At 70.3% G+C, this 25,386-nt stretch carries 20 protein-coding genes and 1 tRNA gene; 5 read left to right on the forward strand and 16 right to left on the reverse strand.

All coding sequences use genetic code 11. The features are described 5' to 3' along the window. Positions 1-35: 35 nt before the first annotated feature. The 5 genes from PZE19_RS15295 to PZE19_RS15315 all read right to left on the reverse strand — a co-directional run bounded on the left by PZE19_RS15295 (position 36) and on the right by PZE19_RS15315 (position 4,873). Positions 36-1,766: an NAD-dependent malic enzyme gene (locus PZE19_RS15295; RefSeq protein ID WP_277861500.1), complete on the reverse strand. Its 1,731-nt coding sequence runs from the start codon at positions 1,764-1,766 to the stop codon at positions 36-38. 121 nt (positions 1,767-1,887) lie between these two features. Further along, a complete protein-coding gene (locus PZE19_RS15300; RefSeq protein ID WP_277861501.1) occupies positions 1,888-3,189 on the reverse strand; it encodes a neutral/alkaline non-lysosomal ceramidase N-terminal domain-containing protein in 1,302 nt (433 codons plus the stop codon). Between the two features lie 275 nt (positions 3,190-3,464). Continuing rightward, positions 3,465-4,064, reverse strand: coding sequence for a hypothetical protein (locus PZE19_RS15305; RefSeq protein ID WP_277861502.1), 600 nt, complete (start codon positions 4,062-4,064; stop codon positions 3,465-3,467). Between the two features lie 145 nt (positions 4,065-4,209). Continuing rightward, positions 4,210-4,434 (reverse strand): hypothetical protein, encoded by a 225-nt coding sequence (locus tag PZE19_RS15310; protein ID WP_277861503.1) that lies wholly within the window; start codon positions 4,432-4,434, stop codon positions 4,210-4,212. Positions 4,435-4,800: 366 nt separating this feature from the next. Next, a tRNA-Ala gene (locus PZE19_RS15315) sits at positions 4,801-4,873 on the reverse strand. A 191-nt stretch (positions 4,874-5,064) separates the two neighbouring features. Between PZE19_RS15315 and PZE19_RS15320 the strand changes: the two genes are divergently transcribed. Then, positions 5,065-6,692 (forward strand): ISNCY family transposase gene (locus PZE19_RS15320; protein WP_438269972.1). Its coding sequence is split into 2 segments (ribosomal slippage): positions 5,065-6,073 and positions 6,073-6,692, totalling 1,629 coding nucleotides; the frame shifts between segments, so codons are not numbered across the junction. A gap of 18 nt (positions 6,693-6,710) precedes the next feature. On the opposite strand, the gene dcd is transcribed toward PZE19_RS15320, so the two are convergent. From dcd to PZE19_RS15370, 10 genes are all read right to left on the reverse strand, one after another. Then, the gene (gene dcd / locus PZE19_RS15325) at positions 6,711-7,316 is read right to left on the reverse strand and encodes a dCTP deaminase (protein WP_277861504.1); all 606 of its coding nucleotides are present in this window, start codon (positions 7,314-7,316) and stop codon (positions 6,711-6,713) included. After that, positions 7,313-7,603, reverse strand: coding sequence for a hypothetical protein (locus PZE19_RS15330; RefSeq protein ID WP_277861505.1), 291 nt, complete (start codon positions 7,601-7,603; stop codon positions 7,313-7,315). The genes dcd and PZE19_RS15330 overlap by 4 nt, the downstream gene beginning before the upstream one ends. A gap of 119 nt (positions 7,604-7,722) precedes the next feature. Beyond that, a complete protein-coding gene (gene lpdA, locus PZE19_RS15335; protein ID WP_277861506.1) occupies positions 7,723-9,129 on the reverse strand; it encodes a dihydrolipoyl dehydrogenase in 1,407 nt (468 codons plus the stop codon). Positions 9,130-9,195: 66 nt separating this feature from the next. Further along, on the reverse strand, positions 9,196-9,453 hold the full coding sequence (locus PZE19_RS15340) for a ParE family toxin-like protein (RefSeq protein ID WP_368411361.1): 258 nt from the start codon (positions 9,451-9,453) through the stop codon (positions 9,196-9,198). Beyond that, positions 9,450-9,650, reverse strand: a complete 201-nt coding sequence (locus PZE19_RS15345; protein WP_277861508.1) for a hypothetical protein — start codon at positions 9,648-9,650, stop codon at positions 9,450-9,452. The genes PZE19_RS15340 and PZE19_RS15345 overlap by 4 nt, the downstream gene beginning before the upstream one ends. Positions 9,651-9,727: 77 nt before the next feature. Then, a complete protein-coding gene (locus tag PZE19_RS15350) occupies positions 9,728-10,012 on the reverse strand; it encodes a hypothetical protein (RefSeq protein ID WP_277861509.1) in 285 nt (94 codons plus the stop codon). 98 nt (positions 10,013-10,110) lie between these two features. Next, positions 10,111-11,370 (reverse strand): 2-oxoglutarate dehydrogenase complex dihydrolipoyllysine-residue succinyltransferase, encoded by a 1,260-nt coding sequence (gene odhB / locus PZE19_RS15355; RefSeq protein ID WP_277861510.1) that lies wholly within the window; start codon positions 11,368-11,370, stop codon positions 10,111-10,113. Between the two features lie 3 nt (positions 11,371-11,373). Then, the gene (locus PZE19_RS15360) at positions 11,374-14,187 is read right to left on the reverse strand and encodes a 2-oxoglutarate dehydrogenase E1 component (RefSeq protein WP_277861511.1); all 2,814 of its coding nucleotides are present in this window, start codon (positions 14,185-14,187) and stop codon (positions 11,374-11,376) included. A 240-nt stretch (positions 14,188-14,427) separates the two neighbouring features. Next, entirely contained in the window at positions 14,428-15,159 is a 732-nt protein-coding gene (locus PZE19_RS15365; RefSeq protein ID WP_277861512.1) for a lipoate--protein ligase family protein, read from the reverse strand. A gap of 193 nt (positions 15,160-15,352) precedes the next feature. Continuing rightward, positions 15,353-15,817: a cytochrome c gene (locus PZE19_RS15370; protein ID WP_277861513.1), complete on the reverse strand. Its 465-nt coding sequence runs from the start codon at positions 15,815-15,817 to the stop codon at positions 15,353-15,355. A 252-nt stretch (positions 15,818-16,069) separates the two neighbouring features. Between PZE19_RS15370 and purM the strand changes: the two genes are divergently transcribed. From purM to nadB, 4 genes are all read left to right on the forward strand, one after another. Further along, positions 16,070-17,137 carry a phosphoribosylformylglycinamidine cyclo-ligase gene (purM, locus tag PZE19_RS15375; protein ID WP_277861514.1) on the forward strand — a complete coding sequence of 356 codons (1,068 nt, stop codon included), beginning with the start codon at positions 16,070-16,072 and terminating at the stop codon, positions 17,135-17,137. 114 nt (positions 17,138-17,251) lie between these two features. After that, the gene (locus tag PZE19_RS15380) at positions 17,252-22,270 is read left to right on the forward strand and encodes a hypothetical protein (RefSeq protein ID WP_277861515.1); all 5,019 of its coding nucleotides are present in this window, start codon (positions 17,252-17,254) and stop codon (positions 22,268-22,270) included. Then, positions 22,198-22,614: a hypothetical protein gene (locus PZE19_RS15385; protein WP_277861516.1), complete on the forward strand. Its 417-nt coding sequence runs from the start codon at positions 22,198-22,200 to the stop codon at positions 22,612-22,614. The genes PZE19_RS15380 and PZE19_RS15385 overlap by 73 nt, the downstream gene beginning before the upstream one ends. Positions 22,615-22,890: 276 nt before the next feature. Beyond that, entirely contained in the window at positions 22,891-24,537 is a 1,647-nt protein-coding gene (gene nadB / locus PZE19_RS15390) for an L-aspartate oxidase (RefSeq protein WP_277861517.1), read from the forward strand. A gap of 28 nt (positions 24,538-24,565) precedes the next feature. Here nadB and PZE19_RS15395 read toward each other — a convergent pair whose 3' ends face one another. Continuing rightward, the gene (locus PZE19_RS15395; protein WP_277861518.1) at positions 24,566-25,270 is read right to left on the reverse strand and encodes a hypothetical protein; all 705 of its coding nucleotides are present in this window, start codon (positions 25,268-25,270) and stop codon (positions 24,566-24,568) included. Positions 25,271-25,386 lie beyond the last annotated feature (116 nt).

The following is a 25,386-nucleotide window of genomic DNA, read 5'->3' on the forward strand; positions in this document are numbered from 1 at the left end:
GGCGGGCTGGCGACGCCCGCGTCGGCCCCGGGTGGTCAGGTGGACGCCGGGGCGTCGTCGTCTCGGTCGTAGTCGGGGAACCAGATGAAGTCGTCGAGTTCCTTCTCGATGGCGTCGTCGCCGAGGTTCCGTCCCAGGTGCTGCGCGCGGGCCTCGCGGAAGACGGCCGCGGCGATCGTCCGCGAGACCTCGCGGAGGCGGTCGAGCCCGGGGTAGATCCGCCCCTTGGCGAGGTCGGCCGGGGACACGCACGACGCCAGGGTCTCGGCGGCGGTGAGGAACATGGGGTCGCTCACCTCGCGCGTCTCCGAGACGATCGCGCCCAGGCCGACGCCGGGGAAGATGTAGGCGTTGTTGGACTGGCCGATCGTCACGGTCTCGCCGCCGAACGCGACCGGGGGGAACGGGCTGCCGGTGGCGACCACCGCGCGGCCGTCGGTCCACGTCAGGGCCTCCAGCGGCGTGCACTCGACCCGCGACGTGGGGTTGCTCAGGGGCAGGATCACCGGCCGATCGACGCCCGCCGCCATCGCGCGGACGACCTCCTCGCCGAAGACGCCGGGGTTGCCCGTGGTGCCGATCAGGACCGTCGGCTTGACGCGGCGGACGACCTCCAGCAGGCCGAACGGGCCGTCGCCCTCGAAGCCGTAGCGGTCGAGGTCGTCGCGACCCCAGTGGAACTCGCTCTTGTACGGGTCCTTGGGGTCGTCGCTCGCGACGACCAGCCCCCGGCTGTCGAGCATGGCCTGCGCGCGGCGGGCCGTCACGAGGTCGGCCCCGGCCTTCACCAGGCCGCTCTTGACCAGCCGGGCGATCCCCACCCCGGCCGCGCCCGCGCCGAGATAGACGATCCGCTGGTCGGCGAGCCCGCCGCCGGTGATCCGCAGGGCCGAGAGGATCCCCGCCAGCGCGACGGCGGCCGTCCCCTGGATGTCGTCGTTGAAGCTGGGGCAGCGCTTGCGGTAGCGGTCCAGCAGCGACAGCGCGATGTTCTTGTGGAAGTCCTCCCACTGCAGCAGGGCGTGGGGGAAGACCTTGCGGACGCCGCCGACGAAGGCCTCGATGAACGCCTCGTACGGCGCCCCCCGCAGCCGGCGGCCGCGGTAGCCGCGGTAGAACGGGTCGGCCAGCAGCTCGGCGTTGTCGGTGCCGACGTCCAGCGAGATCGGCAGGCAGTGCGCGGGGTGGATGCCCGCGGCGGCCGAGTAGATCGACAGCTTGCCGATCGGGATCCCCATCCCGCCGGCCCCCTGGTCGCCCAGGCCCAGGATCCGCTCGTTGTCCGTCGCCACGATCAGGCGGACGTCCTGGTTGGGCGCGTTCCGCAGGACGCCGGGGATGTCGTCGACGTCCTCGGGCGTGATCCAGAGCCCGCGCGGCTGGCGGACGATGTGGCTGTAGAGTTGGCACGCCTTGCCGACCGTGGGCGTGTAGATGATCGGCAGCAGCTCCTCCAGGTTCTCGACGACCACCCGGTAGAAGAGGGCCTCGTTGCGGTCCTGCAGGGCCGCCAGGCCGATGTACTTCTCCAGCGCGTCGGGCTTGGCCCGGACGTGCTCCAGCTCCAGCGCGACCTGCTGCTCGATCGTCAGGTGCGCGTGCGGCAGGAGCCCCCGCAGGCCCAGGCGGTCGCGCTCCGACTTCGAGTACGCCGCCCCCTTGTTCAGGAGCGGGTCACGAAGCAACCACCAACCGCGGGGGGCCGAGGCGTCCGCCTCCTCGCCCGTCCGGGGGTCGCGTTGGGGGCGAGGGCCGAAGCGAGACATGCCGGGACTTCCTTTCCGACGCCGGGGCGTCGTCTCTCAACGATTATGCCGCGCGGAGCCCCTCGATCCCAGGGCGTTTCGTACAATCGGACCGATTCGTCGAAACGAACCGAAACGATCGTCAGGGCTCGCCCGGGAACTTGCCGCGCATGCGATAAAGTGCGATCAGGGCCCGGTCGAGCATGGCCTCTCCGGCCCCCAGGGCGATCGGCGACATCCTCGGGTCGGCTCCGTAGCCGCCTTCGGAGGCCGCCTCGATCGTGGGGAAGTAGAGGTAATGGCCGTTACAGTACCCGAACACCAGGGCGTGCGGGAGGTCCGCCCGCTCGCGGAGCCGCGTCGCGTGGCCGTGGAAGGGCTCGCCGGGGAGGCCGACGATGCCGATCTGGTCGCCCAGCAGGGCCGTCGTGGTCTCGGGATTCGTGCCGCCGACGTAATCGGGGACGGTGCTTTCGATCAGCTCCGGGAAGAAGGCCCGGCCGTAGAGGACGCGATTGAGCGGGTTCGCGATGTCCAGCCTCATCCCGAAGTGATGCGACTCGGTCGCGACGGCGAGCGACGGCTTCACCGCCGGCGCGGCCTTCGCCGCCTCGGCCGTCTCGATCGCGGCGCGGGCGAGGACCTCGCCGAAGGCGTCGGCGCCGTGGACCTCGGGCGGCGAGTTCGGGCTCATGTCGCCGCCGGCCCCCTGGAGGAAGACGGCGGGGGCCTTGAGCGCCGGCTCGACGACGGCGCGCATCGCGCCCGGGTAGTCGGCGGAGAATTCCAGGAGTTCCCCGGGCCGCATCACCGGGTGGGCGGCGAAGTGGACGAGGACCGTCAGGGGCGAGCCGTCGGCGCGGTCGAGCCGGATCAGGGTGAGGCGAGGGTCGACCGACTTCGGCTCCCGCTTCGAGTGCCGGTTGCGGTTGAGCGCGACGTCCTTCGACGCCGCCCGGATGGTGACCGGGACGAGTTGGTCGTCGGCCTCGGCGATGGCGCGGGCGAGCCGGACCGGGAGGTCGCGGGAATAGGCGACGGCGGCGTCGAACTTCCCTTTGCCGCGGCCGGGCTCGTCGGTCAGCTCGATGACGGGTCCGTGGTGGGTGTGGCTGCCGGAGATCAGCAGGCCGGCGAACTTGCGCGGGGCCAGGGCCTCGCGGATCGTCGCCATCATCGCGGCCGTCGGCCCCCGCCCCAGGTCCATGCCGACGACCGCCAGCTTGGTCCCGCCGGCCTCGATCACGACGACCTTGGCCAGCAGGCGGTCTCGAACCCCCTTCGAGAGCATGTCGTGCCGCGCCCCGTAGCCCCACATCGGCGTCGGCGCGTCGGGCGTGACGTCGCACGCGGCGACCCCCGCGCGGAACGTCGCCGCCGGCTCCGCGGCCCGCCCGAGCATGGGGACGAGGGCCACGAGCAGGATCCCAGGCTGCCATCGCATGCGGATTCCTCCGGGAGAGGCTCCATCCCTCCCCCGTGGTGGACCGCGACGGCGCGCCGGATGAAGGGAGATGAGCGAACGGCCCCCAGTTGTACGCCCTTCGCCGCTCGTGGCATAGACACTTGCGCGATGAGGACTCGAAGAAGTCGGGGCGATCCACCCCGCCCTTCCGGCGAGCGTGCAGAATGAGGTGGTTCTCGCGTCGCGCGGGAGCTTCGGAGGGCATCGCCGCCTTGGCGGACTGGGTCCGCTGCACCGAACGTTCGGCGGCGCGCTCAGTCCCTTATATCGAGGTCGGATGGGCATCCGAGCATGACCTGTTCGAGCAACCCCTTGAGCCGCGCATAGGTCCCGTCGTCCGCCGTGAATTCGATCTCGACCGCGTCGCACTCCATCCACGGGAGTTCCCGCGTATTGACGATGAACGTGTTCCTGCTCAGGACGACGTCCCACGCCCCTCCTCGCCCGCCCCATTCCTGATCGTCCCGTTCCAGCCAGATCTCGTCCTTGGCGTTCGTCAGCTCGCCGGGTTGCATCCAGAAATAATGCTCCCCTTCCCCATCCGAGAAGCCGACGAAGCCGACCTGGGGATCAAGTGAGACATCAGCCGCGGCGAATCGGACCATATTACTCATTAAAACCTGCCACCTCGGTCGGGCTCGTCGGCCCGGCGCAGGGGCGACTGTAGGCCACCTCGACATCCCGGCCGCTTGGAAGTTGGGGGGGCGAACCTCGGCGCGTGTCCGGCCGAACGGCTCGCGCATCATCCGCATGTCAGCCCTGGCGTCGCCGCGGGCCGTGGATATGAAGCCGGCGTCGTCTATTTCGCGATCGAGGCCGACTGTATCGACCTCACGCTGCGCGAGGGCGTCCACGTCGATCTTCGGCTCCGGGAGCCGCGTTCAGTGCGTGGCGAGGCCGCCGCGCCGGCCTACGGGGATGTCGGCGGCCCGGGCTCGCGAAGCGGATCCCATCACCAGAACTTGCCGATTCCGCGACGGGAAGCCCGTCGGGGTGGATTCAGCTCGAGGCGACCGCGTAGTCCTGGAACAGCTCGACGCGCAGCCGCTGCATGATCGCGAGGAACGTTTCGCGCTCGTGCTCGGTGCGGAGTCGGGGCGTCATGCGGTCGGCGCGCTGGGCGATGACGCCCCAGGCGACGGTCAGCGGGACGCCGGCGGCCATCGCGGTGCGGGCGAGGCGGCGGCAATGGTTGATGAAGACCCGCTCGCGTTCGCTGGTCATCCCCGGGAGGCTCACGACGAACACGCGGGCCCGAATGTGATCGATGGGCCGTCGATCCTGCGCATGCCAAGACATCCGCATCAATACGTCTCCAAGTCGGCGATTCCCTGCGCCGTGCCAGAATCCTTCGATTCGCGATCGGGATGATCGTGACGACGGACCCGAACGGTGGTTCCCGCAGGAACGCGCCCGGCCGGGGACGTCGAACCGTGGAGAGCTTGGAGATGCTCGGAGCGGCCGATTCGGGATCGGCCGCGAGCAGGGTGGATCCTGGAGTGCGAGGCTTCTAACGGATTCGATCGCAGCGATGCGGCGGGTCGATCAAGAGGCGGAAAGGGTCGACGCGGTCATCGTCGATTCGAGGAGTGGAGGATAGGGGATTTGAACCCCTGACCTCTTGCATGCCATGCAAGCGCTCTCCCAGCTGAGCTAATCCCCCGTACAAGAAAGCCTGAGATGTTTTGGGCAACATCGTTATCGGCTCTCGGTCGCACTGAACGAGAGTCATCTTACCGACCGTCGAAAACCAGTTCAACGTCGATTCCCCCGCTTTTTTTCTAGGACGGTAGAGCCGGCTTGATCGGTAGTTTGCCATCGGTTCTCCTGGGGAAGCCCTCCAGGAGTCGACCGATGCCCAAGCCCAAGCGGACGCCACGACCGGCCCCCACTCGCACCGTCGAGCTGACGACCGCCACCCGCGTCTGCCCCGGGTGCGACCGGCCCCTCTGGGCCGCCTACAAGGGCCGCCGCGTCGTCGCCACCCTCGAGGGGCTCACCCGATTCGCCGTCCAGGTCCGACGCTGCCGCGATGCCGACTGCCCCCGCCACAACGTCTCGCTCCGGGCCGAAGCCGAGGGGGCCATCGCCCTGCCGCAGCAGGAGTTCGGCCTGGATGTCATCGCCCTGGTCGGTCGCCTCCGCCATGTCGAGCACCGCGGCGTCGCCGAGATCCACGCCGAGCTGACCCGACGCGGGGTGGGCATCTGCGTGCGGAGCGTCTCCTGCCTGCTGGACCGCTACGACGAGCTGCTCGCCCTCTCGCTGTCCGACCCCGCCCGACTCCGCCGGGTCGTCGCCGAGGCCGGGCGGGTGATCCTGGCCATCGATGGGCTCCAGCCCGACGTCGGCCACGAGGTCCTCTGGGTCATCCGCGACGTCCTCTCCGGCGAGATCCTCCTGGCCCGGAGCCTTCTCTCCTCCTGCCGGGCCGACCTGGCCAAGCTGCTCGGCGAGGTGAGGTCCGCCCTCCAGCCCGAGGCCGAGGGGGCCGCCGGCGTGCCGATCGTCGGGGTGATCTCCGACGGCCAGCATTCCATCCGCGACGCCGTGGCCGAAGCCCTGCCCGGCGTGCCGCACCAGCTCTGCCAGTTCCATTACCTCCGCGAGGCGGCCCGGCCGATCTACGAGGCCGATCGCCACGCCAAGGTCACGCTCAAGAAGAAGGTCCGGGGCATCCGCCCGATCGAGCGGGCCGTCGAGGGCCGCGACGACGACGAGGCGACGGCGATCCGGGGCTACTGCGCCGCGGTCCGCACGTCGCTGACCGACGACGGCCGGCCGCCGCTGGCGGCCTCGGGCCTGGTGCTGCGGGACCGGCTGGCGAAGGTCGCCGAGGGCCTGGACGAGGTCGGCGCCAAAAGGGGCTCCCGAAAGAACTGACGCGGCTGCGTGCGATCCTGGCCGGGGGCCTGGAGGCGACCGATTCGGCGTGGCCCGAGGTGCGTGCGGCGTTCGGCCGGGTGCATCGCGCCGCGGCGATCCTGCGGAACAAGGCGGGGCTCGACGCCGCCGGGGTGCGGCGTCGGTTCGTCGGGCTGATGGGGGAGATAGGGCGGCATCGCGATGCCGCCGGGGGGCTGGACGACGCGGTCGGCCATTTCCTGAAGGTGACGCGGAGCTACTGGCCCGGGCTGTTCGCCTGCTATGACACGGCCGGCCTGCCGCGGACCAACAACGACCTGGAGCAACTGTTCGGCTCGTATCGCCATCACGAGCGGCGTTGCAGCGGCCGCAAGGTGGCGTCGCCGGGGATGGTGGTGCGGGGCTCGGTACGGCTGGTCTCGGCGACCGCGACCCGGCTCCGGCCGATCGAGAGGGCCGACCTGGTGCCATCGGACCTCGCGGCGTGGCGGGCGCTCCGCGGTGGGCTGGAGCGGAGGCAGGAGGTCAGGAAGATGGGCCACCGCTTCCGCCGCGATCCCGCGGCTTACCTGCTGTCGCTTAAGGAGATCATGATCAAGCCGGCTCTACCGTCCTAGTTTTTTTCGGAGGGGAGGTCAGCCCGGCGGGGCGACGTCGGGCCCCTGGACGGCGAAGACGCCGTCGTAGCCCCGGCTGGGGACGCCCGAGACTTCCTCGAAGATGACCTGGCAGATCCGCAGGCCCTTCACCAGGCGGACGGTCAGGGGGCCGGCGTTCCAGATCTCGAGCTGGATGGGGTTGCCCACGAAGCCGGGATCTTCGGCCCGGAAGCCGAAGCCGGCGTGGATCGTCGGCGCGGTGACGTGGACGCCCAGGCCGATCCGCGCCAGGCTGCTCTTGCCCTCGACCCGAGCGGCGATCCGCGAGGCGTGCGGGAGCTGGAGCTTCTCGATCGTCCAGCCCAGCAGGAACATGCCCGGCTCGATCTCGAAGCCGTCGCTGCAGTCCGCCTCGGCGGCGTGCGCCGAGGCCAGCTCGGTGGCGCTGAAGTTCAGGTCGCAGGGGTCGACCACCAGGCGGGCCCCCGGCGCGTCGGGCAGCCAGACCTGGAGCCGGGCGTCCAGGCGGAGGTCGAGGGCCGTCGAAGACCAGACGTCCGAGGCCAGGTCGTCGGGCGGGGGCGTGATCCGCACCTGGCCCCGCCGCAGGGCGGCCTCGATCTGCCGGTCCGAGAGGATCATGAGGCGGCCGTCGCCGCGTCGGCCGCCGCGATCCGGTGCAGGTTGGCCTGCCAGACCCAGAGCCGGTTCGCGCCGCCGTCGGACTCGTGCGGCAGCTCGACCAGCGCCAGCTTCTTGGCCTCGTCGACGCCGATCATGCCGACGGGGATGTACGACTTCCCGCCGATCTCGGCGATGAAGCCCTCCTCCACCCGGAGGTGGTGGCGGTTGCCGTAGACGTCGGGGACGGCCACGGTCCGCTCGGTGGGGCGCAGGCCCGCGCTCACTTCACAGAGGACTTCCCACATCGTCCGACTCCTGGCTGATCGACGGGCTGGCGTGTATGTACGATCAGTCTACACGCCCCGGCGCGGGTTGCAAGCGGCGGAGTCGGACCGGCCGCGCCGGGGGGTTCGGGATCTGCGGATCAGCCGCTGATCGACCGCTTCTCGACGGCCATGGCGGCCTCGCGGACGACCTCGCTGAGGGTCGGGTGGGCGTGGCTGGTGCGGGCGACGTCCTCGGACGAGCCGCCGAACTCCATCACCGCGACCAGCTCGGCGATCATGTCGCTGGCCCGGGCGCCGACGATGTGCGCGCCCAGCAGGCGGTCGGTCTTGGCGTCGGCGAGGAGCTTCACGACCCCCTCGGTCTCGTCCATCGCCTTGGCCCGGCCGTTGGCGAGGAACATCGACTTGCCGACCTTGTACTCGACCCCCTGCTCCTTCAGCTGCTCCTCGGTCCGGCCCACGCTCGCCAGCTCGGGCCAGGTGTAGACGACGTTGGGGATCGTGTCGTAGTCGACGTGCCCCGCCTTGCCCGCCAGCAGCTCGGCGAAGGCCACCCCCTCGTCCTCGGCCTTGTGCGCGAGCATCGGCCCGGCGATCAGGTCGCCGATGGCGGAGATGGTCGGGACGTTGGTGCGGAAGTGGGCGTCGACGGGGACCTTGCCGGTCTTCGGGTCGGCCTGCACGCCGGCCTTCTCCAGGTCCAGCCCCGCGCTGTAGGCGCGACGGCCGACGGAGACGAGGATCTTGTCGCAGGTGAACGAGAGGGTCTCGCCGGCCTTGTTCTGCGCCGTGACGACCGCGCCGTCGGGCTTGACCTCCGCGCCGGTGACCTTGGTCTCCAGGTGGAATTCGAGCCCCTGCTTGACGAGGGCCTTGCGCAGCAGCTCGCCGATCTCGACGTCCGAGGACGGCACGATCCGGGGCAGGAACTCGATCACCGTGACCTTGGCCCCCAGGCGACGCCAGACCGAGCCCAGCTCCAGGCCGATGGCGCCGCCGCCGACGACGACCAGGTGCTTGGGCACCGCGTCGAAGGCGAGGGCCTCGGTCGAGCCGACGACCGTCTGGCCGTCGAACGGCAGGAACGGCAGGTTGATCGGCTCGGAGCCGGTGGCCAGCAGGATGTGTCCGGCCTCGAGGTCGACCGTCTTGCCGTCTTTCCCGGGGACCTGCACGGTCGTCGGCGAGGTCAGCTTCGCCGTCCCGAAGACGGGGGTGATCTTGTTCTTCTTGAAGAGGTAGGCGACGCCGTCGGTCAGGCCCTTGACGACCCCGTCCTTGCGCTTGTGCATCGCGACGAGGTCGACGCCCAGGTTGTCGAGCTTGATGCCGTGCTTGGCGAACTTGGACTCGGCCAGGTGGAACAGCTCGCTGGAGTCCAGGAGCGCCTTGCTGGGGATGCAGCCGATCCGCAGGCAGGTGCCGCCCAGGGCGTCGGCCTTCTCGACGCAGGCGACCTTCATGCCGAGCTGCGCCGCCCGGATCGCCGCCACGTAACCGCCGGGGCCCGCCCCGATCACCACCAGGTCGTACCGTTCCGCCACCGCGGGTTCCTCGTTTCTCTCTAGCAACCAGGCTCGACGGACGTCCCGCCGAGGGAAACCATTGATTCAACGGCCGAGCAAGCGATCGTACTCGGCGTGCGTGCCGATCCAGAACCAGATCAGATCGGAGCCGTCTTCGATCGCCAGGGCTCGATAGTGTAGACCGACCCGGACGGACCAGAGTCGATCGACCCTCTTGAAATGGAGGGAAGGATGCCGAGAGTCCTGGCGGAGCAGCTCATAACAGGAGTCGGCCAGCCGTCGGGCCTCGTCGGGCAGTCGACGATAGCAGGACCAGAACCTCGGGGTCGCGCGGTGGTTCACAGGTCGGTGCAACGCCCCTCTCGCCAGTCGCGAAGGGCCTCGTCGGCCAGCGCATCCAGCCGACCTTCGGCGACGTCCCTCTCCAACTGGCGGTCCCAGACCGCGGCGTCGAACTCGGCGAACCAGGCGCGAAGCGCGGCCAGGTCCTCATCCGGGAGCTTGCGGATGGCGTCTTCGATCTCATCGACGGTGCTCATGATGACGACGTACCGAGTGTCCTCGACTCGAAACCAGGCGTTACGCGACGACGCAAGGTCAGGCTGCCAGGGCTATTCTATTCATAGATCTTGCCGTACCAAAGGAACTCGGCGAACATCCGCCAACTCGGTTCCGACTCGGGAGAGTGGTAGGGTTTCGGCTCGAAATAGACGAGCGACGCCAGGAGGAAATCGTCGATCCCGGCATTCTTCCAGCCGTGCGCCCCGTCCAGCACATAGGTCTGTGGGGCGGCCCGCTCGATCTCGGCGGCCTCGGCCCGTTCCGCCGCCAGCACTTTCACAAGTGCGATGAGGGAGTCGCGGTCCGCGACGAGATCCAGCAGTTCCGCAGGTGACGTCACGAGGAGGCTTTCTACCGCCTAACGAGGCCTGGGTTGAAAACAGGCCAGCCTCGGACGGGCCCGCGCGGGACCGGTCCGAGGCCGACTTTCGATTCTCGTCAGAGCGACAGGAGCATCCGCTCGGGGTCTTCGAGGCAGTCCTTGATGCGGACGAGCGAGCTGACGGCCTCGCGACCGTCGATGAGCCGGTGGTCGTACGACAGGGCCAGGTACATCATCGGCCGGATGACGATCTGGTCGTCGACGACGACGGGCCGCTTCTTGATCGCGTGCATCCCCAGGATGGCGCTCTGGGGCGGGTTGAGGATCGGCGTCGAGACGAGCGAGCCGAAGACGCCGCCGTTGGTGATCGTGAAGGTGCCGCCCTGCAGGTCGTCGACCCCGATGGTCCCCTTGCGGGCCTTGTCGGCGAAGACGCCGATCGCCTTCTCGATCTCTGCGAACGACAGGGCGTCGGCGTCGCGGATCACCGGGACCATCAGGCCCCGCTCGGTGCTGACGGCCACGCCGATGTTGTAGTAGTTCTGGTAGACGATCTCCAGCCCCTCGATCCGGGCGTTGACCGCCGGGAACGCCTTGAGGGCCTCGATCGTCGCCTTGACGAAGAACGACATGAAGCCCAGCGAGGTCCCGTGGGCCTTCTGGAACGCCTCCTTGTACTTGGTCCGCGTCGCCATGACGCGGGTCAGGTCGACCTCGTTGAAGGTCGTCAGGATGGCGGCCGTGTGCTGGGCCTCGACCAGGCGCTGGGCGATCCGCTGGCGGAGGCCGCTCATGCGCTCGCGGGTCTCGCGACCGGCGCGGGCGGCGGGCTTCGGGGCGGCGACGGTCGGGGCCGGCGCCGGAGCGGGGGCCTTGGCCGCGGGGGCCGGGGCCGACGTCGGGGCCGGGGCGACGGGGCCCGACTCGACGCGGGCGAGGACGTCCCCCTTGGTGACGCGGCCCCCCTTGCCCGTCCCTTCGACCGAGGCCGGGTCGACGCCCTCCTCGGCGACGATCCGGCGTACGGCGGGCGACAGGTGCTCGGCCCCGTCGGCACCGGTCGCGGGCGCGGCGGGGGCGGCCGGGGCGGGTTTGGCCTCGGTTTTCTCGGGCGCGGCCTTGGCGGCGGCGGGGGCGCCGGACGGGTCGATGACGCCGACGGTGGCACCGATGGCGACGGTGTCGCCCTCGGCCGCCTGCACCTTGAGGACGCCCGACGCCGGCGCGGGGACGACGTTGGTCGCCTTGTCCGTCTCCAGCTCGAAGAGCGGGTCGCCGGCCTTCACCGCCGAGCCGTCGGCGGCGAGCCACTTCGCCAGGATGCCTTCGGAGATCGATTCACCGACGCCGGGGACGCTGATCGGAACGGCGGACATCGTTCAACGGACTCCTTGCCGCGACCCGGCGGCGGCCAGGGCGCGGGCGGGGGTGGCGGACACGAGGTGCGGGACCGCGGCGCCGACGGCCGCCTCGACCAGCTCGGCCTGCTCGCGGTCGTGCACCAGCTTCGATCCGGTGGCCGGGCTGGCGCTGGCGTCGCGGCCGACGTACTGGAAGGGGAAGCCCATCAGCTCCTCCAGCCTCGGGGCGACGAACGTCCAGGCGCCCATGTTCTGCGACTCTTCCTGGACCCAGGCCCAGTCGCGGACGTCGGGGTAGCCGTCGAGGATCCGCTTCAGCTCCTCGGCCGGGAACGGGTAGGGCTGCTCCAGGCGGACGATCGCGACGTCGCCCCCCTTGCCGACCTCGGCCCGCTTGGCGGCCAGGTCGAAGTAGACCTTGCCCGAGCAGAGCAGGAGCCGACGGGCCGACTTGGGCGCGGTCGGGTCGTCGAGGACGTCGTGGAAGCCCCCCACGACGAGCTGGTCGACGGGCGAGACGCACTCCTTGCGGCGGAGCAGGCTCTTGGGGGTCATGACGATCAGCGGCTTGCGGAAGTTCCGCCGCACCTGCCGCCGCAGCATGTGGAAGTACTGCGCCGGGGTCGACGGCACGCAGACCTGGATGTTCTCCTCGGCGCAGAGCTGGAGGAAGCGTTCCAGGCGGGCGCTCGAGTGCTCGGGCCCCTGCCCCTCGTAGCCGTGCGGCAGGAGCATGACCAGGCCGCTGCCCCGGCCCCACTTCGACTCGGCCGAGGCGATGAACTGGTCGACGATCACCTGGGCGCCGTTGGCGAAGTCGCCGAACTGGGCCTCCCACATGATCAGCATGTTGGGCTCGTCGAGCGAGTAGCCGTAGTCGAAGCCGAGCACCGCGGCCTCGGAGAGCAGGCTGTCGTAGACGCAGAACTGGGCCTGGCCCGAGCCCAGGTTGTTGAGCGGGACCCAGGGCTGGGCGGTCATCTGGTCGATCAGGACGGCGTGCCGCTGGCTGAACGTGCCCCGGCGGCTGTCCTGGCCGCTGAGCCGCACCGGCGTCCCCTCCTTCAGGAGCGACCCGAAGGCCAGGGCCTCGGCGTGCGACCACTCGACGGCCCCGCGCTCCTCGACCGTCTTGACGCGGTTCTGGAAGATCCGGACGAGCTTGTGGTTGGGGGTGAAGCCCCCCGGCGGGTCGGCGTAGACGGCCGTGACCTCCTTGAGCGTCTCGTACGAGACGCCCGTCTCGACCGGCTCGAACGAGAACTTGGGCGTCAGCTCCGACCAGGGCCCCGAGGCGTAGCCGGGCGAGACCGTGCGGGGCTCGATCCCCTCGCGCTTGACCTCTTCGAGCACCTGGCCGAGCTTGTCGGCGAAGGTCTCGGCGATGGTCTCGGCCTCCTTGCTCGACAGCTCGCCCGACATCACGAGCTGCTCGGTGTAGAGCTCGCGGATGCTGATCCGGTTCTTGATGTTGTCGTACATCAGGGGCTGGGTGAACCCCGGCTCGTCGCCCTCGTTGTGGCCGTGACGGCGATAGCAGACCATGTCGATCACGACGTCGCGGCCGAACTGCTGGCGGAAGTCCATCGCCAGCTCGCCGACGTAGACGACGGCCTCGGGGTCCTCGCCGTTGACGTGGAAGATCGGCACCTCGATCATCTTGGCGACGTCGGTGCAGTAGCGCGTCGACCGACCCTCGCTGGGCGAGGTCGTGAAGCCGATCTGGTTGTTGACGACGACGTGGATCGTGCCGCCGGTCCGGTAGCCGGGGAGCTGCGACAGGTTGAGCGTCTCGGCGACCAGGCCCTGGCCGGCGAACGCGGCGTCGCCGTGGATCAGGATCGGCACGCCGGCCTTCCGCAGGGCGTCCTTCGACTGCCGCTGCTTGGCCCGCATCCGGCCCTCGACCACCGGGTCGACGGCCTCCAGGTGGCTGGGGTTGGGCGTCAGCGTCAGGTGGACCGTCTGGCGGTCCTGGGTGACGTGGTCGGCCGAGAAGCCCAGGTGGTACTTGACGTCGCCGTCGCCGGCGACCGTCTCGGGCATGTTCCCCTCGAACTCGCTGAAGATCAGGCCGTAAGGCTTGTGCAGGATGTTCGCCAGCACGTTGAGCCGGCCGCGGTGGGGCATCCCCATCACGATCTCCTGCACCCCCCGCGAGCCGCCGCGCTCGATGATCGCGTCGAGCAGCGGGATCAGCATCTCGCCCCCTTCGAGCGAGAACCGCTTCTGGCCGACAAAGTTCTTGTGCAGGAAGGTCTCGAACAGCTCGGCTTCGTTCAGCTTGTAGATGATCCGCCGCTTCTGCTTGAGGTCGAAGCGGGGGTGGTTGCGCACCGGCTCCATCCGCTCGAAGAGCCAGCGGCGGATCTCCAGGTCGCGGATGTGCATGAACTCGACGCCGATGGTGCGGCAGTACGTCTCGCGCAGGACCTTGAGGATCTCGCGCAGGGTGCCGTGGCTCTCGGCCCCGAGCTTGCTGTAGAAGTCGCGGTCGAGGTCGGCCTCCGAGAGGCCGAAGCTCGCCAGCTCGAGCTGCTCGTCGGACTGGCGGCGGGGGGTGAGCTTCAGGGGGTCGAGGTCGGCGAGGTTGTGGCCCATCTCGCGGTAGGCGTCGACCAGCCGGGTGACGGCCTTGACGGCCTGCTGGGCCGGGGGCGGCGACGAGCCGAAGGCCGCGGCCTCGGGGTTCAGGAGCGAGGCGCCGAGGTCGTAGCCCTCGAAGAAGTTCCGCCACGACTCGTCGACCGAGCCGGGGTCTTCGCGCCAGCGACGCTGGTAGTCCTCGACCAGTTCCAGGTTCGCCCGGCTCACGACCGACGTGGGTGTCATCGAAATGGATCTCCTGGCCGGCCCGGCCGATTCGGCCTGGGGGCGAGCCGCGGACTAGACGGAGGTAGGCCGGATCCGGGGGCGCGGACCGTCCCGCGGGCGGGGCCGTCCGGCTGGATTCGGGGTTTCGATCGTGGGTTCCGGCGCGCGCGCGGGGGCGTTGCGGGCGTCGGGGACGCCCCCAAGACCATCGCGGCTCGACCTGGTCGCATCACCGCAGGCGACTCCATCGCCATGGCGTCATAGTCGCTCGATCCAAGATCGGTCGGAGAACTTCTCCGATCGCAGAGTTTCGAGGAGATCTTGTGGGACATCCGACGTCGTAGTGAGGAGATTGGAGGGGGACCACGCCGAGCGGATCGATTCGATTAAAATTCTACGCCCCAAGGCGAGATTCATCAAGAAGTCCTCGTGCGTCCGGCCCCCCCGATAATCGGGCTGACGCCCCGGGATCCGCAAATACCGGGCGATCCGCGCGATCGGAAAATCGTAAAGGATCGTCGCATGCACCATCAGCCGTCGCCGCAACCTGCGCTGGGCGCTGCCGGAGAATTTCCGGCCGGCGACGGTCAGGTCGCCCGACCCCCGGACCTCGACGGCGGGACCCCGCTCCCGGAGCGCGTCGGCGACCCGTCCCAGCACGTACGCCTGGGCCCCGTCGACCGTGACGAGCTCGGGAGCGTAATCCATCGGCAGGACGACCGTTGCATTAAGCGCGCCGGGGCCGATCAGGACGGTCCCCCCGCCGCTGGTCCGCCGCGCGACCGCAACCCCGTCCTCGCGGCAGCGCCCTATGTCGACCTCGTCGGCCAGCCGCCGCGAGGAGCCCAGCACCACGGCGAAGTCCGCCTGCTCCCAGAGCCGCATCGTCGGCGGCCCGTCGCGCTCGTCGGCGTCGACCAGCATGGCCTCGTCGAACGCCAGGTTCTCATGAACGGTCGGCAGCGTGAGCACGAAGGGATCGGGTGTCACGCCGCAGGGCCTTGTCGCAAGGTGAGGGGCGATTGGACTTTAAACCCTTCTCCCCCCCCGGGAGAAGGCGGCCGGGAGGGCCGGATGGCGACGAGCCAGGTCTCTCCCTGAGTCCGGGCCTCGACGGCCTTCCCCCCGCGAGGGAAGGCCGTCGAGGGCGCGCTCGACGATCCGGCGACTAGCGCCGTATGCCTCAGAACTTGTCGGCCTCGGCGTCGACGCGGAAGACCTGGTGGCATTCGGTGCAGGTCTTGTTGATGGTGTTGAGCTGGTCCTTGGCGTCCTTCTGGGTCGAGTCGGCCTTGGCGGCGAGCTCGGCGAGCTTGTCGGATTCCTTGCCCCACAGGTCCATCAGCTCGTCCCACTTCTTCTGGGGTTCGGGCTGGTTCTTGGCCGCCTTGACGGCGTCGTTGAGGGGCTTGGATTCCTTGGCGAGCTTGGACCATTCCTTGGCGGACTTCTCGATGTCCTCCTGCGACTTCTTGTAGGAGGCGACGTTGCGGACGCCCTTGGTGATGGTCGCCTTGTGCTTCTGCACCTTCTCCATGATCTTGCCGAGCGGGGTCTCGTCGTCGTCGGCCGACCGGGAGACGGCCGTCACGCCCAGTCCGAGGCCGAGGGCCAGGCACGCGGCCAGGACAAACCAATTCCGCTTCATGTTGGTTCTCCTCCGGATCTCGGGACCGGGGTGGTCCGTCGGGACCGAAAAAAGGGGTGGGTGCGGTACGCCGGCCGAAACCTCGCCGTTCGGCCCGGGGAACCTTAATCTATCCCGCGCGAGTGGATCGATCAAGCACGGGCGGCCGTCGCGAAGGCGCCTTGTCGCCGCCGCCGCCGCTCGGCGATGATTCTCCCTTCGGAGCATCGACTTCGGGCGGCGACCCACCTTGGTTCCAGCGACCGGACGGACATGAGCGAGCCACTGAATTATCGATCGGCGGGCGTGGACCTGACCACCTATGACGAGACGATGGCCCGCCTCCCCCCCCTGATGCGCCGGACGTTCACGCCCCGGGTGATGGAGTGGAAGGACGGGTTCGCCGGGCTCTTCCGGCTCGACGCCCGCATCGGCCTGCTCTCGCGGACCTACCGCGACCCGGTCCTGGTGGCCTCGACCGACGGCGTCGGGACGAAGCTGAAGCTCGCGGTGGCGACCGGCCGGCACGACACGGTGGGGATCGACCTGGTCGCGATGTCGGTCAACGACTGCCTCTGCGCCGGGGCCGAGCCGCTGATCTTCCTCGACTACGTGGCCATGAGCAAGGACGACCCCGAGCTGACGACCCAGGTCGTCAAGGGGATCTCCGACGGCTGCATCGAGGCCGAATGCGCCCTGATCGGCGGCGAGACGGCCATCCTTCCCGAGTTCTACCAGCCCGGCGAATACGACCTCGCCGGCTTCTGCCTGGGGGTCGTCGAGCGCCGCTACCTGCTCAAGGGCGAGGAGATCCGCGTCGGCGACAAGGTGATCGGCCTGGCGTCGTCGGGGCTGCATTCCAACGGCTACAGCCTGGCCCGGAAGATCGTCCTGGACCACGCCGGGCTGAAGCTCGACGACCGCGTCGAGGAGCTGGGCCGGACCGTCGCCGACGAGCTGCTCCAGCCGACCCGGATCTACACCCGGGCGCTCAAGGAAGTCTACCGCCACTACCGGGTCAAGCGGATCATCCACGGCATCGCCCACATCACGGGCGGCGGCCTGATCGACAACCCGCCGCGGATCCTCCCCGAGGGCTGCGGCATGCGGCTGAAGCGGGGCTCGTGGACGGTCCCGCCGATCTTCCCCTGGCTCCAGCGGTTGGGCGGCGTGGCCGACGACGAGATGTTTCGCGTTTTCAACATGGGGATCGGCATGGTGGTCGTCGCGGCCGACTACTACGCCGAGTCGATCGTCCGCCACCTGGAGCAGAAGGCCGGCATCCCCGCGTGGATCATCGGCGAGGTCGTCCCCGGGGCCCGCGAGGTCGAGTGGGCCTGAGCCCGGCCCCGAAAGGATTCGGGGGGAGGTGGCCGTTCTTTCCGGTCGTCGGCGACGTATAATGCACGGACCTTTCGCGGCGGATCCGGGTCGTCACATCCAGGGAGTACAGGCATGACCGTCGGCGCCCAGACTCGGACGCAGGGCAAGCTCCTGGACTACAAGGAGTTCATCGAGCACCAGATCGCCCTGACGCGGCGGCGGATCAAGTACACCGACCTGGTCACCGCCTGCCTGGTCCTGGCGGTCGGCGTCGCGCTGACGCTCCTGATCGAGGTCGTGCTCGACCACGCCTTCGGCCTGCCCGCCTTCGTGCGGCGGATCATCCTGATCGCCGGGACGGTCTCGGCCGCGGGGTTCGTGATGATGCGGATCCTCCGCCCGCTCCTGCTCTCGATCAACACGATCTACGCCGCGAAGACGATCGAGGGGGCCGACGGGGGGATCAAGAACAGCCTGATCAATTACCTGGAGATCCGCCGCGACCCGACGAAGGTCTCCAAGAACGTCATGGCCGCGCTCGAGTCCCGCGCGGTCGCCGACCTGACGCACGTCGAGCTGGACGACGTCGTCGACCAGCGGCGGGCCATGCAGACGGCCTACGCGCTCTGCGGCGTCATCGTCGCCTTCTGCATCTACGCCGCGATCACGCCCAAGAGCATCCTCGACTCGACCAAGCGCGCGTTCCTCGCCGACGTGGTCCGGCCCACCAACACCAAGCTGGTGAACATCCGGCCGGGCGACGACGCCGCGCTGTCCGAGATCGTCGCCGGGTCGCACGTGGCGTTCTCGGTCGACGTCCAGGGCGTCCGGCCCGAGAAGGTCAAGCTCCACTACAGCGCCGACGGCGGCAAGTTCTACGCGGTCAAGGAGTTCGAGGCCGGCAAGAACTACTACGACCCCTGGTCGACGACCCTGACGAACCTCCAGCAGAGCCTGGACTACTACGTCACGGCCAACGACGCCGAGTCGCTCCACTACGAGCTGAAGGTCATCGCCGCGCCGATGGTCGACTCGGTCGCCGTCGACTACGAGTTCCCCCGCTACACCGGCGTCCCGCCCCGCACCCACGTCGAGGGCGGCCACGTCGAGGCCGTCGAGGGGACCATCGTCACGGTCCACGCCCGCACCAGCGAGCCGGCCAAGGCGGGCTCGCTGAACCTGACCACCGGCGCGTCGGCCGGGATGACCGTCTCCGACGCCGACGCCCGCGAGCTGACCGGCAAGTTCAAGGTCGAGAAGATCGGCATGTACACGGTCAACTTCCGCACGACCGGCGGCCAGCTCAACCCCAACCCGGTCGCCTACGACATCCAGGCGATCCCCGACCGTCAGCCGGCGGCCAAGTTCCTCAAGCCCGAGCGGTCCGCCGTCCGGGTCCCGGCGAACGTCCCGGTCGACCTGGTGATGGCCGGCGACGACGACCACGGCGTCAAGGACGCCACGCTCCACGTCCTGCTGGGCGACGACCCGCTCGTCACCAAGAACGTGCTCGAAGGCCGGCCCCCGCTCACCGCCTTCGAGGCGGCCGAGACCCTGAACCTGGAGCAGCTCAAGGTCCCCGCCGGCTCGACCCTGACTTACTGGCTGGCCGTCCGCGACAACCGCGAGCCGACCTCCAACCGCATCGAGACCCAGCGCCAGACCATCGAGGTCGGCGAGCCCGTCGCGGTCAAGGAGAAGCAGGAGATCGAGCGTCAGCAGGCCGAGGACCGCGAGCGCCGCGAGAAGGAAGCCCGCGAGGCCCAGCAGAACCAGCCCCCGCAGCCCGCCGATCCCACCCAGGGCGGCCAGCCGGGCGGCGCCGAGGGGCCCGAGCAGGAGCCCCCGCGCGACAGCGTCCCCGAGAGCGGCGCCGGTGGCGAAGACCATCCCGGACCCGCCGACCGCGGCGGGAACGCCCCCAACGAGCCGCCCCAGGATCCCGACCAGCCCCCGAAACCCGGCGATCCCCAGCCCGGCTCCGCCGACGACGACGCCGGGAACCCCGAGCAGGCCGCCGCCGACGCCAAGATGCGGAAATTCCAGGAGGCCTTCCAGAAGCAGGGCCTCCTGAAACCCGAACCCGGCAAGCCCGGCGAGAAGCCCTCGCCCGGCGGCCGTCGCGACGGCAAGCAGCCCAGCAACGACGATCCCCAGAACGCCCCGACCGGCGAGCGTCCCCGCATGGAGCAGCCCAACGGCGGCCAACCGGGCGCGAACCCGCCCCCGCGTCAGCCCCAGGGCGAGCCCGGCGCGAACAACCCCGGCGGCGAGGTCAAGGAGGGCGACCGCGAGCCGAACGCGAAGCCCTCGAACGACGGGAATCCGCCCCAGACCAAGCCCGGCGACCCCGGCCCGCGCCAGCCCGCCGGGAACCCGTCCAACCCCCAGGCCGCGACGAACCCGGGCGGTCGCAACGACCAGCCTCAGACCAAACCAGGCGACCGGCCCCCGGGGGGCAAGCCCGGCGATCCGGCCGACGCCAAGGAGCCTGGGAACGCGCCCAACCAGCCGGCCGGCGCCGACGAGCCCGGCAAGCCCGACGCCCGGAACAACCCCGGAGATCCCAATCCGGCCGGCAAGCCCGGCGACAAGCCCAACCCCGGCGCGAATCCGGCCGGCAAGCCTGGCGATAAGCCGGCCGCCGGCGCGGACCCGACCGGGAAGCCGGGCGACCAGCCCAACGCCGGCGACGAGCAGGGCGGCCAGCGCGGCGACCAGAAGCCGACCGATCCGCAATCGGGCGGCAAGCCCGACGCGACCCAGGGCCGCAACCCGAACCAGGCCGGCGACCCGAAGCCGGCAGGCAAGCCCGGCGATCAGGACCCGTCCGGCAAGCCGAGCGATCCGAAGCCAGGCGGCAAGCCGGCGGGATCGACGCCGGCCGGCAAGCCCGGCGACCAAGACCCCGGCGCGAATCCCGCAGCTCCGAAGCCGAGCGGCGAGCCCGGCGACCCGAAGCCGGGCGGCCAGTCTGGGAGCCAGGATCCCGCCGGCAAGCCGAGCGATCCGAAGCCCGGCGGCAACCCGGGGGACCAGAAACCGATGAGCGACCCGGGCGATTCGAAGCCCGGCGGTAAGCCCGGGGACCCGAAACCCAGCAGCCAACCCGGCGACCAACAGCCGGGTGGCAAGCCGACCGATTCGAAGCCGGACGGCACCGCTGATACTCAGAACCCGTCCGGGAAGCCGGGCGATCCGAAGCCCGGCGATCAGGCCCCGAAAGGCAAACCGGGGCCGACCGGCCGGCCCGGCGACAAGCCTTCCGGCGACAAGGAAAACGAGACGCCAGGCAAGCCCGGCGATTCGTCGAATCCGGCCGATCCGGGCTCGGCCAAGCCGGGGTCGAAGCCGGGCGAGTCGAACCCGTCCGGCGCCCCGAAGGCCAACTCGACGCAGGCCAGGCCCGGCGACGATTCGGGCAAGCCCGACGCTTCCACGGATCCGGCCGACAAGCCCGGTACGCCTTCGGATCCGAAGACTCAGGCCCGCGGCGACCAGGGGAAACCCGGCGAGCCCCGCCCCGACGGTCCCAAGAATCCCCAGGGCGGCCAGCCCGGCGATCCCAAGAACCCTCCCCAACCGGGGATGGAGAAATCGCCGACCGATGATCCCAGGGACCAGCCCAACGGCGCGAAGCCGTCCGAGGACGGTCGTCCCCAGCCCGACGGCGCGAAGCCGAAGGCCAATCAAGATCCGCGCGCCCAGGCGGCCGACGCCCAGAAGAAAGACGCGCAGACCAAGGACGGCGTCCGCAAAGACCAGACGAAGCCCGCGGGCGAGCCCGGCGCGATGAAGCCCGAGGAGGCTCCGAACGGAGCCAAGCCCGAAACGGCCGATCCCAAGGACGCCCAGCCCAGGAACGAGCCTGGCAAGCCCGACCCGGCGAATCCGGCCAAGGATGACGCCGCGGCCCGGCCCGAGCAGGCCGATCCCAAGGCCCGCACCAATCCGCGGCCCCAGGATCCGAACGCCCCGCGCGACGCCGCCAAGGACGCCGCACGCCCCGAAGATCAGGCTCAGCCGGGCGATCAGGCCGCGCCGAAGGATGCTCCCAAGGATCCCCAGACGAAGGGGACCCCCAAAGACCAGCCCAAGCCGGCCCCCGGCGACAAGCCCGAGATTAAGAAGGCCGCGACCCAGGACGCCACGAAGAAAGACGCGACCAAGGACGCCGCCAAGAAGGACGAACAGAAGAAGTACCAGTCCCCCCAGCCCAAGGACCCGCAGAAGCCCGCCGAGAAGAAGGCGAAGCCCGAGGACGGCGCCGCCGAGGAGCCCTCGCCGCAGCCGGCCGACCCCAAGAACCCTCAGCCCAAGGATGAATCGCCCCCGCAGCGGCCGTCCGACCCGTCCTCTTCACCTTCCGGCGAACAACAGCAGGGCGGCAAGGAAGGCGCTCAACAGGGCGCAAATGAGGGGTCGCAGCAAAGTCCCAAGGAGGGGGCTCAGCAGGGCAGTCAAGAAGGCGCTCAGCAAGGCGGCAAGGAAGGCGCTCAGCAGGGCGGCAAGGAAGGCGCTCAGCAGGGCGGCAAAGAGGGGGCGCAGGGCGGCAAGGAAGGCGCTCAGCAGGGCGGCAAAGAGGGGGCGCAGGGCGGCAAGGAAGGCGCTCAGCAGGGCGGCAAAGAGGGGGAGCAGGGCGGCAAGGAAGGCGCCAGCAGGGCGGCAAAGAGGGGGCGCAGGGCAGGGCGCTGCAAGGCGCTCAGCAGGGCGGCAAAGAGGGGGAGCAGGGCGGCAAGGAAGGCGCTCAGCAGGGCGGCAAAGAGGGGGCGCAGGGCGGCAAGGAAGGCGCTCATCAGGGCGGCAAAGAGGGGGAGCAAGGCGGCAAGGAAGGCGCTCAACAGGGCGGCAAAGAGGGGGCGCAGCCTGGTGGCCAACCGCAGGGCGGTGGCAAGCCAGGGGCCGGAGGGACGGGCGGGCAGCCGAACACAAGCTCGACCGGCGGTGGCAAGCCGGGCGGGGCGGCGGGTTCGGGGGCGCTTCCGCCTCAAGAGGACGAGCCTGTCGCCCCGGTCAAGGAGCGTGAGGACGCCAACGGCGAGACGATCGCTCCCCGCGACCAGCCCCAGTCGGAGCTGGTGCTCCGGACGATCCGCGACCTGCTCGACAAGAAGACCGACACGTCCGAGCTGGAAGCCGAGACCGGCATGAGTCGGACCGAGATGGAGCAGTTCGTCAAGCAGTACGAGAAGCTCAAGTCGGAGCCCGCCGGCCCCGGCCGCGAGATCGAGATCAAGCCCGGCCAGTCCGGCGAGGGGGTCCGGGCCGAGCCCGGGCTCCCCGGCCTGGGCGACCGCGCCCGGTCGTCGAGCAAGACCATCAAGGAGCGAGGGGCGACGGCCCAGGACGAGATCCGCGACAACCAGGAGGGCATCCGCTTCGCGCCTCCCGCCGAGTTCCGCGGCAAGGTCGAAGGCTACAAGAACGCCCTCTCCCGCCGCCCCGGCTCGCCCGCGCGGCCGTCCCGGCCGGCCCCGAGCGGCGGCGCCCGCTGAGCCCCTTCCCCTCGCCGGATGAGGGGAGGATCGATCAAGAAGCCGACGCCGAGCATCCTTCTCCCCTCGGGGGGAAAAGGTGCCCCGCAGGGGCGGATGAGGGGGCGACGCACCAGACGCCGTCGACGCCTCGTCCGCCTTGACGGCCTCCCTCATCCGGCCTTCGGCCACCTTCTCCCACCAGGGGAGTGGGACGCGTCGCGACGGCGGGGCGCCGCTTACATCCCGCCCTCTCCCGATCCGAGCCATCCACTCCCGCCCAGGCGACCCTCAGCGATGACCATCCCCCTGCCCTTGCCCCGGCGCTATCTCGTCGACTTCGACCCTCGCGAGCTGCCCCACCACTTCACCGACGTCGTGGTGGTCGGCGGCGGCATCGCCGGCCTCCGCGCGGCGCTCGGGGTCCCGGCCTCGGCGCGGGTGCTGGTGGTGACCAAGGACGAGGTCCGCGAGAGCAACAGCAGCTACGCCCAGGGGGGGATCGCCGGGGTGATGGACCCCGAGGATCGCGTCGAGGACCACATCGCCGACACCCTCTCCGCCGGCAAGGGGCTCTGCGACGCCCACGTCGTCGACGTCGTCGTCCGTGAGGCCCCCGATCGGATCCGCGAGCTGATGGACCTCGGCACCCACTTCGACACGGTCGACGGCCACGTCGCCCTCGGCCGCGAGGGGGGGCATTCCCACGCCCGGATCGTCCACGCCCTGGGCGACGAGACCGGCCGCGAAATCATGCGCGCGATCATCGGCCAGGCCCGGGCGCGCAAGAGCGTCCGCATCTGGCAGAATTGCACGACCGTCGACCTGCTGACGCTCGACGGCCGCTGCCGCGGCGTGCTGGTCTGGGACAAGCGCCGGGGGTTCGCCCTGGTCTGGGCGCGGGCCGTCGTGCTGGCCACGGGGGGCGCGGGGCAGCTCTTCCGCGAGACCACGAACCCGTCGATCGCCACGGCCGACGGCCACGCGATGGCCTACCGCGCCGGGGTCGAGCTGCGCGACATGGAGTTCATGCAGTTCCACCCCACGGTGCTCTACCTCGCCGGCTCGGCGCGGCACCTGCTGACCGAGGCCCTTCGCGGCGAGGGCGCCTACCTGCGCGACTGCCACGGCCACCGCTTCATGCCCGACTACGACCCCCGGGCCGAGCTGGCCCCGCGCGACGCGGTCTCGCAGGCCATCGCCGCCCAGATGGCCAAGACGCGGCACCCCAACGTCTACCTCGACCTCTCGCACCTCGACGCCGACTTCATCCGCGGCCGGTTCCCCGGCATCGACCGCCTCTGCCGCGGCTTCGACCTGGACATCACCCGCGACCTCATCCCCGTCTGCCCCGGGGCGCACTACATGATCGGCGGCGTGACCGTCGACGACCGCGGCCGCAGCTCGCTCGACGGCCTCTGGGCGGCCGGAGAGGTCTCCAGCTCGGGCCTCCACGGCGCGAATCGGCTGGCCTCCAACAGCCTGCTCGAAGGCCTGGTCTTCGGCGCCCGCGTCGCCGAGGACGTCGCCGCCCACCTGGACGCGAGCGGTCCCTGGCAGCTCGAGGTCCCGCCGATCGCCATCGCCACGGCCCGCGAGCGCCGGCCGGCGATCGACCTGGACGACCTCCGCAAGTCGCTGCGGGCCCTGATGTGGCGGCGGATGGGCATCACCCGCGACGCCGAAGGGCTGGCCGACGCCGCCCGCCAGGTCGACCGCTGGTGCCGCTACATCCTGCCCCACGACTTCGACGACCCCGCCGGCTGGGCCATCCAGAACATGCTCACCACCGCCCGCCTGATGATCGCCGCCGCCGCCGAGCGCACCGAGTCCCGCGGCGTCCACTCCCGCGCCGACTACCCCGCCGCCGACCCCGCCTGGCTCCGCCACATCACCCTGCGGGCCTCTGGGGCGAGCGAGGCCCCGACAGGCCGCTCCCGATGACCCGGGCCGGACGTGGCGGAGCGCCCGCTCAACCGGCCCGGAATCGCCGCCGGAACACCAGGCCCGCGCCCAGCAGGGCCGCGATGGTCCAGGTCGGCTCGGGGACGGGCGTGGCGGTCAGCGTGTCGATGGTCCCCATGTACATGAAGGAGCTGCCGTAGTCGAAGTCGCCGTACATGACTCCGGACAGCGAGATTCCCGCACTCGCGAGGTCTGGGAGCTTCAGACCCGCCGGCAGTTTCCCATCCGCAAACAGCGACGGGTTCGTCGCCTGGAAGTCGATCGAGAGCCCCCGGTAACCGCCGGACGCTTCGAAGGGGTGGCTGTTGAACGACATGACTGCGGCCGGCTGGCCGTCGATGATTCGGGTGGTCAGGCCGCCGGTCAGCCCGGTTGAGATCGGCGCGACCGATCGGCCGGCGATCCGAATTTCGAGCCTCGTCCCGTCCGCGACCGGGGCCGAAGTCCGATGAGTCCCCGATTCGTACCGGCGCACCGTGGCACCGAACACGTCGCGAGTCGCGGGCCCGAGCGGGACGGCGTCGTCGTAGATCAAGGTCCCGGTGAATCGCGGGTCGGCGGGCCACGGCCCCGACGCCGTCATCTCGGTGAAGGATCCCCCGAAGTCGTAGCGGATCAAGGCCCCGCGGGCGGAGGCCGCGGCGAGCAGGAGCAGGATGAGGAAGGTCGGCGCGAGCCGAACGAGCAGGGAGTTCTTCCTTGAACAGGTCATGGTGCATCTCCATGTCCAGGAGAGGTCGGCCGCGCTCCCATTCGTCGAGCGAGACCGCTTTCAAAAGCTGAGAGTCGAGCTGCCGCGACGGACGCCGGTCGGCCCGACTCCGAAAA

Origin of the sequence: Paludisphaera mucosa (genome assembly GCF_029589435.1) — a bacterium.
GTDB lineage: Bacteria > Planctomycetota > Planctomycetia > Isosphaerales > Isosphaeraceae > Paludisphaera > Paludisphaera mucosa.